The 14,275-nt window shown below is 67.9% G+C and carries 15 protein-coding genes and 1 riboswitch; of the genes, 7 read left to right on the top strand and 8 right to left on the bottom strand.

The genetic code is table 11. From position 1 onward, the window contains the following. Positions 1–5 precede the first annotated feature (5 nt). Both ORI27_RS01855 and ORI27_RS01850 read right to left on the bottom strand, forming a co-directional pair. Positions 6–1,004 carry a glutathione S-transferase family protein gene (locus tag ORI27_RS01855; RefSeq protein WP_265994493.1) on the bottom strand — a complete coding sequence of 333 codons (999 nt, stop codon included), beginning with the start codon at positions 1,002–1,004 and terminating at the stop codon, positions 6–8. A 12-nt stretch (positions 1,005–1,016) separates the two neighbouring features. Next, positions 1,017–1,427: a cold-shock protein gene (locus tag ORI27_RS01850; protein WP_265994494.1), complete on the bottom strand. Its 411-nt coding sequence runs from the start codon at positions 1,425–1,427 to the stop codon at positions 1,017–1,019. Between the two features lie 148 nt (positions 1,428–1,575). Between ORI27_RS01850 and ORI27_RS01845 the strand changes: the two genes are divergently transcribed. The 4 genes from ORI27_RS01845 (at position 1,576) to ORI27_RS01830 (ending at position 4,979) form a co-directional block, all read left to right on the top strand. Further along, positions 1,576–1,968 (top strand): YccF domain-containing protein, encoded by a 393-nt coding sequence (locus ORI27_RS01845; protein WP_265994495.1) that lies wholly within the window; start codon positions 1,576–1,578, stop codon positions 1,966–1,968. Beyond that, on the top strand, positions 1,965–3,029 hold the full coding sequence (gene moaA, locus ORI27_RS01840; protein WP_407666187.1) for a GTP 3',8-cyclase MoaA: 1,065 nt from the start codon (positions 1,965–1,967) through the stop codon (positions 3,027–3,029). Before ORI27_RS01845 ends, moaA begins: the two co-directional genes overlap by 4 nt. Position 3,030: 1 nt before the next feature. Next, on the top strand, positions 3,031–3,291 hold the full coding sequence (locus ORI27_RS01835) for a MoaD/ThiS family protein (RefSeq protein WP_265994496.1): 261 nt from the start codon (positions 3,031–3,033) through the stop codon (positions 3,289–3,291). Positions 3,292–3,539: 248 nt separating this feature from the next. Beyond that, positions 3,540–3,725, top strand: a riboswitch (cyclic di-AMP (ydaO/yuaA leader). 9 nt (positions 3,726–3,734) lie between these two features. Further along, complete coding sequence (locus tag ORI27_RS01830) at positions 3,735–4,979, top strand: transglycosylase family protein (RefSeq protein ID WP_265994497.1); 1,245 nt, start codon at positions 3,735–3,737, stop codon at positions 4,977–4,979. A 4-nt stretch (positions 4,980–4,983) separates the two neighbouring features. On the opposite strand, the gene ORI27_RS01825 is transcribed toward ORI27_RS01830, so the two are convergent. From ORI27_RS01825 to ORI27_RS01810, 4 genes are read right to left on the bottom strand one after another with little or no spacing between them, the layout of a single operon-like run. Further along, a complete protein-coding gene (locus ORI27_RS01825) occupies positions 4,984–5,409 on the bottom strand; it encodes a molybdenum cofactor biosynthesis protein MoaE (protein WP_265994498.1) in 426 nt (141 codons plus the stop codon). Then, entirely contained in the window at positions 5,406–5,894 is a 489-nt protein-coding gene (locus ORI27_RS01820; protein ID WP_265994499.1) for a MogA/MoaB family molybdenum cofactor biosynthesis protein, read from the bottom strand. Before ORI27_RS01820 ends, ORI27_RS01825 begins: the two co-directional genes overlap by 4 nt. Further along, positions 5,891–6,322, bottom strand: a complete 432-nt coding sequence (gene moaC, locus ORI27_RS01815; RefSeq protein ID WP_323055526.1) for a cyclic pyranopterin monophosphate synthase MoaC — start codon at positions 6,320–6,322, stop codon at positions 5,891–5,893. Before moaC ends, ORI27_RS01820 begins: the two co-directional genes overlap by 4 nt. A gap of 59 nt (positions 6,323–6,381) precedes the next feature. Then, positions 6,382–6,564: a hypothetical protein gene (locus ORI27_RS01810; RefSeq protein WP_265994501.1), complete on the bottom strand. Its 183-nt coding sequence runs from the start codon at positions 6,562–6,564 to the stop codon at positions 6,382–6,384. A 65-nt stretch (positions 6,565–6,629) separates the two neighbouring features. On the opposite strand from ORI27_RS01810, the gene ORI27_RS01805 reads away from it, so the two are divergent. From ORI27_RS01805 to ORI27_RS01795, 3 genes are all read left to right on the top strand, one after another. Beyond that, positions 6,630–8,960, top strand: a complete 2,331-nt coding sequence (locus tag ORI27_RS01805; RefSeq protein WP_265994502.1) for a helicase-associated domain-containing protein — start codon at positions 6,630–6,632, stop codon at positions 8,958–8,960. An 84-nt stretch (positions 8,961–9,044) separates the two neighbouring features. Beyond that, positions 9,045–10,694, top strand: coding sequence for a DNA repair helicase XPB (locus tag ORI27_RS01800; protein WP_265994503.1), 1,650 nt, complete (start codon positions 9,045–9,047; stop codon positions 10,692–10,694). A gap of 195 nt (positions 10,695–10,889) precedes the next feature. Beyond that, positions 10,890–12,647 (top strand): PE-PPE domain-containing protein, encoded by a 1,758-nt coding sequence (locus tag ORI27_RS01795; RefSeq protein ID WP_265994504.1) that lies wholly within the window; start codon positions 10,890–10,892, stop codon positions 12,645–12,647. A gap of 9 nt (positions 12,648–12,656) precedes the next feature. Here the strand turns inward: ORI27_RS01795 and ORI27_RS01790 are convergent, their stop codons facing one another. Both ORI27_RS01790 and ORI27_RS01785 read right to left on the bottom strand, forming a co-directional pair. Continuing rightward, positions 12,657–13,811, bottom strand: coding sequence for a thiolase family protein (locus ORI27_RS01790; RefSeq protein ID WP_265994505.1), 1,155 nt, complete (start codon positions 13,809–13,811; stop codon positions 12,657–12,659). Positions 13,812–13,816: 5 nt separating this feature from the next. After that, complete coding sequence (locus tag ORI27_RS01785) at positions 13,817–14,236, bottom strand: Zn-ribbon domain-containing OB-fold protein (protein WP_265994506.1); 420 nt, start codon at positions 14,234–14,236, stop codon at positions 13,817–13,819. Positions 14,237–14,275 lie beyond the last annotated feature (39 nt).

The raw sequence follows: 14,275 nt of genomic DNA, 5'->3' as shown, positions 1-14,275 counted from the left end.
TCGCGCTAGAACTGATCGGGCACCCGCTCACCCTCGCGCGTCGGGCCGGGCGGAGTTCCATCACCGAACGGCCTGCCGCCCAAGGCTTCTCGACCATGCGGCGTCAACCAGCCGGACAAGTCGGGCCCCTTCGGAACGATCCGGGTGGGATTGATGTCGGCATGCACGATGTAGTAGTGCTGCTTGATCTGGACGAAGTCGGTCGTGTCGCCGAATCCCGGTGTCTGGAAGAGGTCTCGGGCATAGGCCCACAGCACCGGCATCTCGGCCAGCTTGGCCCGGTTGCACTTGAAGTGGCCGTGGTAGACGGGATCGAAGCGGGCCAGCGTGGTGAACAGCCGCACATCGGCTTCGGTGATGGTGTCGCCAACCAGGTATCGCCGGTCGGTCAGCCGGTCTGAGAGCCAGTCCAGCGCGGCGAACAACCGATCGTAGGCCTTTTCATAGGACTCCTGCGCGCCGGCAAACCCGCAGCGGTACACGCCGTTGTTGACCTCGGTATAGACCCGGTGCGCCACCTCGTCGATCTCATCGCGCAGCGGCTCCGGATAGAGCTCGGGGGCACCGTGGCGGTGGTAGGCCCGCCACTCGGTGGAGAAGTCGAGCGTCATCTGCGCAAAGTCGTTGGTGACCACCTGACCGGTGGATACTTCCACGATCGCCGGGACGGTGATGCCCTTGGGATAGTCGGGAATCCGAGCAAAATAGGCGTCCTGCAGCCGCGGGATCTCGAGCACCGGATCGACCCCACCCGGGTCGAGGTCGAAGGTCCAGCTGCGTTCGTCGTGGGTCGGCCCGCAGAACCCAATCGACAGCACATCCTCCAGGCCGAGCAGCCGGCGAACGATGATCGTCCGGTTTGCCCACGGGCAGGCACGCGCGACGATCAATCGGTAGCGGCCGGGCTCGACGGGATACCCGTCGGCGCCGTCAGCGGTGATCCTGGTGGTGATGTAGTTGGTATCGCGTTTGAACTCGCCGCCGCCGGCGACATAAGCACCCACCCGACCAGTGTTCTACGCGTCCAGCTCCCGCGCGACCGCCTTCACCACTTCGGAAACCCGTCGGGCGACCTTGCGGTCCGGGTAGCGGCCCTTGCGCAGCTCGGGCTGCACCGCGCCCTCCAGCAGCGTGATCATGTCCTCGACCATGCCGTGTAATTCGTCCGGGGTGTGCTTGCGTTCGACCGGGGTGGCCTCACGCCGCGTCCGGGTCAGGCTCGGTGGCGGGTCGATGAGCTTGACGCTCAACGCCTGCGGCCCGCGGCGTCCGGAGGCCAAGCCGAACTCCACCCGCTGGCCGGCCTTGAGACCCTCGACACCTGCGGGCAGCGCCGACGCGCGGACATAGACGTCCTCGCCGTCCTCCTGGGACAGGAAGCCGAATCCCTTCTCGGCGTCGTACCACTTCACCTTGCCGGTCGGCACTGGTCTCACCTGCTTGTCTGACGGGTCCGTGACAACATGACGAAGCGTCCCGCCGGTGCAGGACGCGTGTTCGGTGATCCTACTCGGGAACAGGTGCGCCCAGCACCCCTGTTTAGTTCTGTAGGCTGGGCAAACCGCTGGAGGAGACATGCGCCTGATCTTGAACGTCATCTGGTTGCTGTTCGGCGGTCTCTGGCTGGCCCTCGGTTACCTGCTGGCCGCGCTTGTCTGCTTCATCCTGATCATCACCATTCCCTTCGGCTTCGCATCGCTGCGCATCGCCAACTATGCGCTGTGGCCGTTCGGGCGGACGATCGTCGAGAAGCCCGGTCCGCGCCCGGGCGCTCTGGTGGGCAATGTGATCTGGGTGCTGCTGTTCGGACTGTGGCTGGCGATCGGTCACCTGGTCAGCGCCGCGGCGATGGCGATCACGATCATCGGGATTCCGCTGGCGCTGGCCAATCTCAAACTCATCCCGGTCTCGCTGGTGCCGTTGGGCAAGGAGATCGTCCCGGTCGACCAGGCTCAGGTGCCGGCGTGACACTGACCGCGCTTGGCCTGCCCGCGATCCGCCGGGACCCCGGCGAACTCCAGACCGACATGCCGCGCAGCGGCCCCCTGATCGACACGTTCGGCCGCGTGGCCACCGATCTGCGGGTGTCTCTGACCGATCGGTGCAATCTGCGCTGTACCTATTGCATGCCCGCCGAGGGCTTGGACTGGCTGCCCGGCGACGAGCTGCTGACCCGCGATGAGCTGACGCGGCTGCTGGCGCTGGCGGTGACCCGGCTCGGAATCACCAATGTCCGGTTCACCGGTGGCGAGCCGTTGCTGTATCGCGGACTGGAAGAAGTGGTAGCCGCCGCGGCGGCGCTGAGCCCGCGCCCGGAGATCGCGCTGACCACCAACGGAGTAGGACTGGCCCGCCGCGCCCAGGCACTGGTCGACGCCGGCCTCGACCGCGTCAACGTCTCGCTGGACAGTCTCGACGCCGCGCACTTCGCCTCCATCACCCGCCGTGATCGGCTCCCCGATGTTCTCGACGGGTTGGCCGCGGCAGCGGCCGCGGGATTGGGACCGGTGAAAGTCAACGCGGTGCTGGATCCGGACAGCGGCCTGACGGACGCCGTCGAGCTGCTGGATTACTGCCTGCGGTACGGCTACCAGCTGCGCATCATCGAGCAGATGCCACTCGACGCCGATCACCTATGGCGTCGTGATGTCAGCCTGGGGGCTGACGAGATCTTCGCGGCGTTGGCCGAGCGCTTCGACCTGAGCGCCGACCCCGCGCCACGAGGGTCGGCCCCGGCCCAGCTGTGGCAGGTCAACGGTGGACCCGCCACGGTGGGCATCATCGCGTCGGTATCGCACGCGTTCTGCTCGGCCTGCGATCGGACCCGATTGACCGCCGATGGGCAGATCCGCAACTGTCTGTTCGCCGCCGAGGAATCCGACCTGCGGACGCTGTTGCGCAACGGCGCCGACGATGACGCGCTGGAGCTGGTCTGGCGTGCCGCGATGTGGCGCAAGGCGGCCGGGCACGGCATCAACGATCCCGGATTCGTTCAACCACACCGGCCGATGAGCGCGATCGGTGGCTGAGATGACCGAGCCGGTGGCGGTGACAGTGCGCTTCTTCGCCGCAGCCCGGGCCGCCGCTGGTGCGGAGTCGGACCTGCTCAACGTGCGACAGGGCGCGACGGTTGCCGACGTGGTGGGCCAACTGTGTTGCCGCAGTGATGAATTGGCACGGGTGTTACAGCGGTGTTCATACCTGTGCGACGGCATCGCGGTTCGGAATCAGGCCATCGAACTGCGATCGGGCCAGACCCTCGACGTGTTACCCCCGTTCGCCGGCGGGTGATCGTGATTTGCGTCACATCACGATCAGATCACGAGATGGCCACAACGCGGTTTAGTGCCTGAATTACCTGGGCGAACGCCGACGTTTCATGGGTCTTTATCCTTTTATAAGGTTTGCCACTAGCAGAAACGCCCGAATTTGCAAAAGGTGACGGCACTCTCGCTTGCCGTTAGCGTCTCTGCCAGGCCCACCCCCTCAACACCGGGGCAGGCCCTCTCCGCTCTCAGCGCTGAGCTCCATCCAAGGAGCGGAGAGACCAACGAGAACCATGGATGGCGGCGGGGGACCCACCGGTCCACCGAAGAGCGGACCAGGAACCGCACGCGGTTCCTAGGGGTGAAGTCGAAGTCGTTTCCCCGAAACGACCGAGGCCGGGCGACCTCTCCAGCCCGAACCCGACAGCTGACCTCGCAGGCGCATTGAAGAGAGGAATACACCGACCTATGAGTGGACGGCATCGCAAGCCCACTTCATCGTCAGTCAGCGTCGCCAAGATCGCGGTCACGGGTGCTGTGATCGGCGGCGGCAGCATCGCCTTCGCCGGTCAGGCTCAGGCCGCTCCCGATGCCGAATGGGATCAGGTAGCGCGCTGCGAGTCCGGCGGGAACTGGGCCATCAACACCGGCAACGGTTATCAGGGTGGTCTGCAGTTCTCCCCCGGCACCTGGGCCGCGCACGGCGGGAAGCAATACGCCGCGGCCGCCAATCTGGCCAGCCGCGACCAGCAGATCGCCATTGCCGAGCACGTACTGGCCACTCAGGGCCGCGGTGCGTGGCCGGTGTGCGGTCGCGGCCTGTCGGGTGCGACACCGCGCAACGTCGTCAACGAGCCTGCTCCGGACGCTCCGCCGGCTGAAGCAGTCGCCCTCGACGCCCCGATGCCCGACGCCCCGGCCCCGGATGCTCCGGCAGACCTCCCGCCGGCCCCGGTTGACCTGCCGCCGGCCCCAGCCCCCGCCGACCTCCCCCCGGCCCCGCAGGACCTTCCCCCGGCTCCGGCAGACCTCCCACCCGCTCCGGCAGACCTGCCGCCGGCTCCGGTTGACCTGCCGCCGGCTCCGCAGCCCGATGTTGTCGCGGTCTCCCAGCAGATCGACCCGCCGGCGGCCGAGCCGATCGTCGACGCCGCGTTGCCGGCACCCGCGCCCGAGGCGCCGGCGAACCCCGACGAGCAGGCTGTCACGGTGCAGGCCTCGTCGATCCACTTCCTGCCGCAGGCCCCGGGCGACCCGGCCGATCCGGCGATTCCCCCGGTCTTGCCGCCGGCTCCGGCACCGGCCGATCCGGCCGCGGCGCCCGCTCCGGGCACCGACGTCGTCGCTGCCCCGGCCGCTCAACTGCCGGACGGCGTTCCGCACCTGTCGAGTCCGGAGAACCTTCCGCCCGGGACCAGCGACACACCGGAAGGCCCGCAGGACGGTCCGAACATGACCTACCTCAAGGAACTGTGGCACGCGGTCCAGACTCAGCAGGTCAGCAGGGGTGATGCGCTGCTCGCGCTCACCCAGCGTCCGCTGAGCACCCCGGTGACCAACGACCCGAGCATGGGCACTCCGCCGTTTGATCCGAATGCCCCGGCACCGGCACCCGCGGATCCGAACGCTCCGGTGCTCGCTCCCCCGGCACCGGCACCCGCCGATCCGAACGCTCCGGTGCTCGCTCCCCCGGCACCGGCACCGGCTCAGTAGTCCCTCAGGCCGAGTTCACCCATTCGTCGGTTCCGTCGGCGAAGAACTGGTGCTTCCACACCGGTAACCGCTCTTTGACGGTATCGACGAGGCGTGCACACACCTCGAATGCCGCTCCTCGGTGGTCGGCGGCGACGGCCGCCACCAGCGCGGCATCGCCGACGTTGAGCGTGCCGACTCGATGGCTGGCGGCCATCGCTCGGACACCGGTGGCGCGCGCCGCCACCTCAGCAAGCGCCTCGAACAACGTCTGTTCGGCGAGCGGGTGCGCGGAGTACTCCAGCCGTACCACCTCCCGGCCGCCGTCGTGGTTGCGTACCACCCCGGAGAAGCCGACGACCGCGCCGGCGGCATCGTTGGCCACGAGTTCCTCGTGTTCGGTCAACGAGATGGGCCCTTCGACGAGCGCGGCCCGCAGGATGCGTGTCATGAGCGGTGGTCTCCTCCGGCCAGTTGGTCGAGCGCATGGTCGAGAACGTCGGCGAGCACCGACAAGCCGTCGCGTACCCCACCCGGTGATCCGGGCAGGTTCACCACCAGCGTGCGCCCAGCGACTCCGCAGACCCCGCGGGACAGCACCGATGTCGGCACCTTCGGTAGCCCTGAGCGGCGGATGGCGTCGGCCAGCCCCGGGATCTGATAGTCCAAGACACTGAGCGTGGACTCCGGCGTGGCGTCGGTCGGCGATATGCCAGTTCCGCCGGAGGTGATCACGACCTCGGCCCCGGCGTCGATCGCCGCACGCAGCGCGTCACCCACCGCGCTGCCGTCGACCACCACGATCGGGTCGGGGACGGCGAACCCACGCTGGGCCAGCCAGGCGACGACGATGGGCCCGCACCGGTCTTCGTAGACACCGGTCGCGGCCCTGGTGGAGGCGATCACAACCCGCGCGGACCGGCCAGCGTCGTTCACGTCGGGCGCACCCACAAGCCGGTCTTGCCGCCCTCCTTGCGCACCACCCGAATGTCGTCGAGGCGGGCCGCGGGGTCGACGGCCTTGATCATGTCGTAGACGGTCAGGGCCGCCACACTGACCGCGGTCAACGCCTCCATCTCGACGCCGGTGCGGTCCGTGGTCCGCACCGACGCGGTCACGCCCACCTCGGACTCCCCGATCGCAAACTCGATGTCCACCCCGGTCAGAGCGAGGTGATGGCACAGCGGGATCAGGTCACTGGTGCGTTTGGCGGCCAGGATTCCGGCCACCCGCGCGGTCGCCAGCGCGTCCCCCTTGGGCAGACCGCCGGAGGCGATGAGTGCGACCACCTCGGCAGTGGTGCGGACGGTTCCGGCAGCCAACGCGGTGCGGGTGGTGGCGGCCTTTTCCGTGACGTCGACCATGCGCGCCGCCCCGTGCTCGTCGAGGTGCGAGAGCCGAGGCTGCGGTCCGCTGGTCACCGTTACTTGTTGACGACGGTGACCGGGTGCAGATACGGCAGGTCCGAGGCGGGCAGCGGGAACGTGATGTCACCGAACGGAGAGAGCGCGCCCACCCGATCGGCGGCCAGCTCGCTCACGGCGTGGTCATCGGGGTCGCTCGTCGGCCACCCATTGTCGACATACCTGGTCTTCTTCTCAGCCACGGCAACATTCTGACACTCTTGCGGCCAGCTTGTGCACACAGGCGGCTGTTTTACGCTGGTCAACAATGACTGAACAGTCCGGCCCGGCGGGCAGGAGCGAAGCGACCCGGGGATCAGCACCGGCGGGCAGGAGCGATGCGACCCGGGAAACGGCCCAAGGTGTTCCGCTGGGCGCCTGGCTGGCGGATCTGCCCGACGACCGGCTGATCCGCCTCTTGGAACTCCGGCCGGATCTCGCCCAACCCGCACCCGGCAGCATCGCGGCCCTGGCGGCCCGCGCGGTGGCGCGCCAGTCGGTCAAGGCCGCCACCGACGAGCTGGACTTCCTGCGGCTTGCGATCCTGGATGCGCTGTTGGTGCTGCATGCCGAGGCCGCCGCCGTCCCCGTTGCCAAGCTGATCGCGCTGATCGGGGACCGTGCCGACGGGCAGGCGGTGTCGGTCGCGTTGGACGATCTATCCCAACGAGCCCTGGTATGGGGCGATACCGCGGTTCGGGTGTCAGCCGAGGCCGCCGCCGGGCTGCCGTGGTACCCCGGGCAAGCCATCCTGGAGGACTCCTCACGGTCCGGCGCCGAGATCGCGGCGGCCATCGACGCGCTGGACGAACCCCAACTGGAGTTGCTGGAGCGGCTGTTGACGGGTTCGCCGGTGGGCCGCACCCGCGATGCCGCACCGGGCGCACCCACCGACCGACCGGTGCCCCGGCTGCTGGTGGCAGGTCTGCTGCGACAGCTCGACGCCGAGACCGTGATCTTGCCGCGCCAGGTAGGTCAGGTGCTTCGTGGCGAAGAGCCCGGCCCGGTGCACTTGACCGAGCCGGACCCGGTGGCCGGCACCACCACCGTCTCCGACGTCGACGCCGCCGCGGCCGGGGCCCTGCTGGACCTGATTCGTGAGATCGAGCTGGTGATCGAAAGCCTTTCCGCGGCACCCGTTCCCGAGCTGCGCAGCGGCGGGTTGGGGGTTCGGGAGGCCAAGCGGCTCAGCAAGCTCACCGGGATCGACGAACAACGCCTCGGGCTGGTCCTCGAGCTCAGCTCGGCGGCCGGTCTGATCGCCAGCGGATCACCCGAGCCGGAGCCATCGGATGGGTCCGGTCCGTACTGGACGCCCACGGTGGCCGCGGATCGCTTCCTGGAGACACCGACTGCGGCCCGCTGGTATTTACTCGCCACCACCTGGCTGGAATTACCGTCCCGCCCCGGCCTGATCGGCAGCCGCGGACCTGACGGCAAACCCTATGCAGCACTGTCTGATTCGCTGTACTCGACCGCGGCTCCACTGGATCGGCGGCTGTTGCTGGACCTGTTGGCAGACCTGCCGCCCGGCTCCGGCGTGGATGCGCTGCGGGCCTCACGGGCCCTGATCTGGCGCCGCCCCCGGTGGGCGGCGCGGCTGCAGCCCGAACCGGTCGGGCACCTGCTCGACGAGGCGCACACGCTGGGCCTGGTCGGCCGGGGCGCGGCTACCACCCCGGCTCGGGTACTGCTGACCGGTGACGAGGATGCCGCCATCGAGGCGATGGACAACGTCCTGCCCCCACCGATCGACCATTTCCTGGTCCAGGCCGACCTGACCGTGGTGGTCCCGGGGCCCCTGCAACGCGACCTGGCCGATGAACTCGCGGCGGTGGCCGCGGTGGAATCGGCTGGCGCCGCGATGGTGTACCGGGTCAGCGAGGCGTCGATCCGGCATGCGCTGGACACCGGACGGACGGCGGGAGCGCTCCACGCCTTCTTCGAACGCCATTCGAAAACCACTGTCCCCCAGGGCTTGACGTATCTGATCAACGATGTCGCCCGACGGCACGGTCAGCTGCGCGTCGGCATGGCGTCGTCATTCCTTCGGTGCGAGGATCCGACCCTGCTGGCCCACGCGGTGGCGGCTCCGGCGCTGGGACACTTCGAGGTGCGGCTGCTGGCTCCGACGGTGGCCGTATCGCAGGCGCCGATCGGCGAGCTGCTCGCCGCGTTGCGGGCGGCCGGGTTCGCCCCGGCCGCCGAGGATTCCTCTGGCGCAATCGTCGACCTTCGTCAGCGCGGCGCACGGGTGTCGACCCCCCAACACCGCCGGTTGTTCCGCGCGCTGCCCAAGCCGAGTGCGGAGACACTGGCGTCCGTGGTCGCGATGCTGCGCCGGGTGGATTCCTCCACCCCGTTCGCCAACGTCCGGCTGGACCCGGCGGTATCGATGGCGCTGCTGCAGCAGGCGGCCGTCGAGCACAAGGATGTGGTGATCGGCTACGTCGACGCCGCCGGTGTGGCCAGCCAGCGGGTGGTGCGCCCGCTCACGGTGAGCGGTGGTCAGCTGCTGGCCTGGGACCCCACTCAGGGCCGCCCGCGCGAGTTCGCCGTGCACCGCGTGACATCGGTGATGTCGGCCGACGCTGGATAATGGGCGGTTATGAGCTTTTGGCAGGTAGACACGTGACCGACCGCCGGCGACGATGCAGAGCGCAGCGATGAGGAGGAGCGGCGCATGACAGACGGCCCGCTGATCGTCCAATCCGACAAGACCGTGCTGCTCGAGGTCGACCACGAGCTGGCCGGCGCGGCCAGGGCGGCGATCGCACCATTCGCCGAGCTGGAACGCGCACCGGAGCACATCCACACCTACCGGATCACTCCGCTGGCGTTGTGGAACGCCCGCGCCGCAGGTCACGACGCCGAACAGGTGGTCGATGCGCTGGTCAGCTTCTCGCGTTATGCGGTGCCGCAGCCGCTGCTGGTCGACATCGTCGACACGATGGCCCGCTACGGCCGGCTGCAGCTGGTCAAGAGTCCGGTGCACGGCCTGGTCCTGGTGAGCCTCGACCGGGCGGTGCTCGAAGAGGTGCTGCGCAACAAGAAGATCGCCCCGATGCTGGGGGCACGCATCGACGATGACACCGTCATCGTCCATCCCAGCGAGCGCGGCCGGGTCAAGCAGATGCTGCTGAAGATCGGCTGGCCGGCCGAGGACCTGGCCGGCTACGTCAACGGCGAGGCCCACCCGATCGAGCTGGCTCAGGACGGCTGGCAGCTACGCGACTATCAGCAGATGGCCGCCGACTCGTTCTGGGACGGCGGCTCGGGTGTGGTCGTGCTGCCGTGTGGGGCGGGCAAGACGCTGGTGGGCGCGGCCGCGATGGCCAAGGCCGGGGCGACGACGCTGATCCTGGTCACCAACACCGTCGCGGGCCGGCAGTGGAAGCGCGAACTGATCGCGCGGACATCGCTGACCGAGGACGAGATCGGCGAGTATTCCGGCGAGCGCAAGGAGATTCGGCCGGTCACCATCGCCACCTACCAGGTGATCACCCGGCGCACCAAGGGTGAGTACCGGCATCTGGAACTGTTCGACAGCCGGGATTGGGGACTGATCATCTACGACGAGGTACACCTGCTGCCCGCACCGGTGTTCCGGATGACGGCCGACCTGCAGTCGCGTCGGCGGCTCGGACTCACCGCGACGCTGATCCGCGAGGACGGCCGCGAGGGTGACGTGTTCAGTCTGATCGGCCCCAAGCGGTACGACGCGCCGTGGAAGGACATCGAGGCACAGGGCTGGATCGCGCCCGCGGAGTGCATCGAGGTCCGCGTCACGATGACCGACAACGAGCGGATGCTCTACGCGGTCGCCGAACCCGAAGAGCGCTACCGGTTGTGCTCGACCGCGCACTCGAAGATCGCGGTGGTCAAATCGATTCTGGCCAAACACCCCGACGAGCCGACGCTGGTGATCGGCGCCTATCTCGACCAACTCGACGAACTCGGCGCCGAACTGAATGCGCCGGTGATACAGGGCTCGACCAAGAACGCCGAGCGTGAGGCGCTTTTCGATGCGTTCCGCAGCGGCGAGGTGAAGACGCTGGTGGTCTCCAAGGTGGCGAACTTCTCCATCGACCTACCGGAAGCCTCAGTGGCGGTGCAGGTTTCGGGAACATTCGGTTCGCGCCAGGAAGAGGCACAGCGGCTGGGCCGGCTACTTCGGCCCAAACACGACGGCGGCGGCGCGGTGTTCTATTCGGTGGTCTCCCGTGACAGCCTCGACGCCGAGTACGCCGCACACCGGCAGCGGTTCCTGGCCGAACAGGGCTACGGCTACGTCATCAAAGATGCCGACGACCTGCTCGGCCCCGCCATCTGACCTCGCCAAAGGTTGCCGAAACGATCGGGCAGCAAAAGCTCATCCTCGGTTCCGGTGAGCGCCGTCGACCTGAAATCGACCGAAAATCGAGATCAGAACCAACACCGGAAGCAACACCGGGGCAACTGACAGCGAACGTGGTGAGGAAACACTAGTCTTCGCCACAGCACGTGGTTGTCGACACAAGGGGCGTTCGTGAGCGCAGCAGGTTTCATCGGTCGGGTTGGCGGGTTGGCGCTTGCGCTGGGAGTGGGCGCCGCGGCGTTCAACGGCGCGGCGGTGGCCTGGGCCGACAGTTCCGGTTCGGGCGGCTCGTCGGCGCATGCCGGCTCCGCCCGCTCGGCGTCCGGTGACTCCACCTCCGCCGGTGGTCCGGCCAAGCACACCGCCCCGGGAGCCGTGGCGGCGTCGGGGCGGTCGCGCCCCACCAGTACGGTGCGGGCCCAGTCGACGGTGGGCACGCTGACCAAGGTGGCGTCCACCCCGGCGGCCGCAGCCGAACCGTCGGAGCCGGAGACCCCCGCGGTGCCCGCCGAATCACCGCTGGAGTTGGCGGCACTGGCCTACAGCCGCCGCGACACCGGTGTCTCGGCTCGGCCCGCCGCGGCGGCCTCGTTGGTGCCGGAAGCCTCGGTGCAGGCGCTGGCCGCGCAGAACACGGCGTTGATCATGGGACCCAGCGGCGTCCCGATCCCGTCGCCCACCTACATCCAGGATGTGTTCAACCTCTACGTCGCACCCAACAGCCCGGCCGGAACGGTCCCCTTCCAGCTGGACACTCCCGAGGGGCTGTATCCGATCACCGGGGTCAAGAGCCTGCCGCTGAACGTGTCGGTCGATCAGGGGCTTCAGATTCTCGCGGCGGCGATCGCCGAACAGGTCGCCGCCGGCAATACCGCCACGGTGTTCGGCTATTCGCAGAGCGCCATCATCTCCTCGCTGATCATGAGTCAGCTCCCGGCGGACACACCGGTCGAATTCGTCCTGGTGGGCAACGAGATGAACCCCAACGGGGGCTTATTGTCTCGCTTCCCCGGGCTGCAACTGCCGAGCCTCGGTCTCAATTTCTACGGCGCCACGCCCGAAAATCTGTTCCCGACAACGAATTACACGCAGGAATACGACGGGTTTGCCGACTTCCCGCGCTACCCGCTCAATATTCTGTCGGTGCTCAACGCCGGACTGGGCATCATCTTCGTGCACACCAAGTACGCCGACCTCACGCAGGAACAGGTCGATTCGGCCATCGCCCTGCCGACCACGTCGGCGACCCAGCACTACTACATCATCCCCACCCAGAACCTGCCGCTGCTGGAGCCGCTGCGACTGCTTCCTGTCATCGGCACTCCGTTGGCGGACCTGCTGCAGCCCGCCCTGAAGGTGATCGTCAACCTCGGCTACGGTGACCCCCAATATGGCTGGTCCAATGAGGGTTTCGCCAACCAGCAGACGACCTTCGGGATCATCCCCGACGTCAACTGGGGCGAGGTGGCCAACCTGTTCTTTGCCGGCGTCGAGCAGGGCATCAAGGACTTCGTCGCCGACGTCAGTCCCGGCGGGGTGATGTGGCAGGAGCTCGCGTCGCTGAAGCTCCCCGAGCCGAGCTCGCTAGCACCGCCGCCTACCCCGGCCAGCATCATCACGGCACTGCAGACGGTGATCACCGACACCGCCCTGTTCATCTCCAACGCCGCCGCGTCGCTGTACGCGGCCCTGCTGCCGACGGCCGATATCGTCAACGCGATCGTCACCGTCTTGCCCGCCTATGATGCGACCCTGTTCCTGGACGGCATTCAGCAGGCGATCAGCGGCGATGTGATCAACGGCCTGATCAACGCGATCGGCCTCCCGATCGCCGCCAACGCCGGGCTGGTCACCACGGCGGCGTTGATCGAGGTGCTCGTGCTGCTACAGGCCGTCGAGGGATTCTTCGGCCAGCAGACCAACGTCTAACGCGCCGAGCTACAACGAAAGTATTGTCGCCGAGGCGGTTCCGGGCGCCCCGTAGACCTGGGCCAGCCCGATCCGGGGATTGCCCGGCACCTGGCGCTCGCCGGCTTCGCCGCGCAGCTGACGCACCAGTTCGTGCATCTGACGCAGACCCGACGCCCCGATCGGCTCCCCGTTGGCGATCAGCCCGCCATCGGTGTTGATCGGCAGCGAGCCGTGGATCTCGGTGGCACCGTCGGCCAGCAGCTTCTCCTGCTCACCGTCGGCGCACAGACCGGTCTCAGCCATGTGGATGATCTCGGCGCCGGCGTCGGTGTCCTGGAGCTGGGCGATGTCGACATCCTCGGGCCCGATTCCGGCCGCCTCATAAGCCGCCTTGGCGGCGTACACGGTCGGCGACACGTCTTCGTCGAGCGGTGCCGAGGTACCGTGCACCTCGTAGGCGCCGAAGGTTCGGGTGCGAATCTCACTGGCCCGCACATAGACCGGCTTGTCGGTGAAACGGTTGGCGATGTCGGCGCGACACATGATCACCGCGGCCGCCCCCTCGTCGGGGGCGCAGAACATGTACTGCCGCAGCGGATAGTTCAGCACCGGCGAAGCCATGATCTCCTCAATGGAGATCTCCTTGCGGCGGAACGCATTCGGGTTGAGGACACCGTTGCGGAAGTTCTTGTTCGCCACCCGCGCCAGGGTCTCCTCGGAGATGCCGTGATCGTGGATGTAGCGATTGGCCTTGATGCCGAAGAACTTGGTGGTGACGAACTGCCCGTTCTGGGCATACCACTGCGGCAGGGCCAGTTTGGCCGGGTCGTCGGTGAAGGCCCCGCGCGGGTGCTTGTCCAGGCCGACCGCGATACCGATGTCGTACTTCCCCAGCCGGATCGTGTCCGCCGTCTGCTGGATGGCACTGGCCGCGGTGGCGCACGCGTTGAACACGTTGGTGAACGTGATTCCGGTCAGCCCGACGAGGCGCGTCACCGCATCCGGGTTCGACACCTCATAGCTGCCACCGAAGCCGAACTGGATGTCCTTCCAGTCCGCGCCGGCGTCCTTCAGCGCCAATTCGATGGCCTCGGCCCCCATCTGCATGGCGGTCTTCTCGAACCGGCCGAACGGGTGCAGGCCGACACCGATGATCGCGACAGCGTTTTCTTGTTGCACCATGTCTCTTACGCCTCGACCGGCTGGAAAGCGAAGGTGACGACCTCGTTGCCGTCGGCGTCGGTGGCGAACGGCACCATGGTCAGCTCGACGTCCATGCCCCACTTCAGTTTGGCCGGGTCGTTCTCGGTGAGCCGGCCTTCGACGCGCACGACGTCATCGAGCTGCACCAGGCCGACGCCGAACGGGACGAAATCCTTGCCGGTCGGGCCGATGTAGGGCGCACCGGGCGGGAAGCCCTGCGTGGTCCAGGCCACCAGGGTGCCGCGCCGGGGCAGCTTGACCTCGCTCATGCCGGCCTTGCTGCAATGCGGACAACGGTCCTGACTGGGGAACACCACGGCCGAACAGCTGGCGCATTCACTGCCGATCAGCTGGGGGTTGTCCTCCGGCCAAGTGGAGATCTCGGGCGCCAGGGCCTTCTGCATAGCGGCATCCTCCGTAGACAAGTCGGTAGCGGCGATCGT

This window comes from Mycobacterium pinniadriaticum (assembly GCF_026242045.1).
In the GTDB taxonomy this organism is placed as follows: domain Bacteria; phylum Actinomycetota; class Actinomycetes; order Mycobacteriales; family Mycobacteriaceae; genus Mycobacterium; species Mycobacterium pinniadriaticum.
Note: the sequence above shows the minus strand (reverse complement) of the source record. Positions and strands in the feature narration are given on the sequence as shown.

Excerpts from the sequence above, each read along its gene's own strand:
- ORI27_RS01845 (WP_265994495.1), top strand. The coding sequence starts at position 1,576 with ATGCGCCTGATCTTGAACGTCATCTGGTTGCTGTTCGGCGGTCTCTGG.
- ORI27_RS01835 (WP_265994496.1), top strand. The coding sequence starts at position 3,031 with ATGACCGAGCCGGTGGCGGTGACAGTGCGCTTCTTCGCCGCAGCCCGG.
- ORI27_RS01830 (WP_265994497.1), top strand. The coding sequence starts at position 3,735 with ATGAGTGGACGGCATCGCAAGCCCACTTCATCGTCAGTCAGCGTCGCC.
- ORI27_RS01825 (WP_265994498.1), bottom strand. The coding sequence starts at position 5,409 with ATGACACGCATCCTGCGGGCCGCGCTCGTCGAAGGGCCCATCTCGTTG.
- moaC (WP_323055526.1), bottom strand. The coding sequence starts at position 6,322 with ATGGTCGACGTCACGGAAAAGGCCGCCACCACCCGCACCGCGTTGGCT.
- ORI27_RS01805 (WP_265994502.1), top strand. The coding sequence starts at position 6,630 with ATGACTGAACAGTCCGGCCCGGCGGGCAGGAGCGAAGCGACCCGGGGA.
- ORI27_RS01800 (WP_265994503.1), top strand. The coding sequence starts at position 9,045 with ATGACAGACGGCCCGCTGATCGTCCAATCCGACAAGACCGTGCTGCTC.
- ORI27_RS01790 (WP_265994505.1), bottom strand. The coding sequence starts at position 13,811 with ATGGTGCAACAAGAAAACGCTGTCGCGATCATCGGTGTCGGCCTGCAC.
- ORI27_RS01785 (WP_265994506.1), bottom strand. The coding sequence starts at position 14,236 with ATGCAGAAGGCCCTGGCGCCCGAGATCTCCACTTGGCCGGAGGACAAC.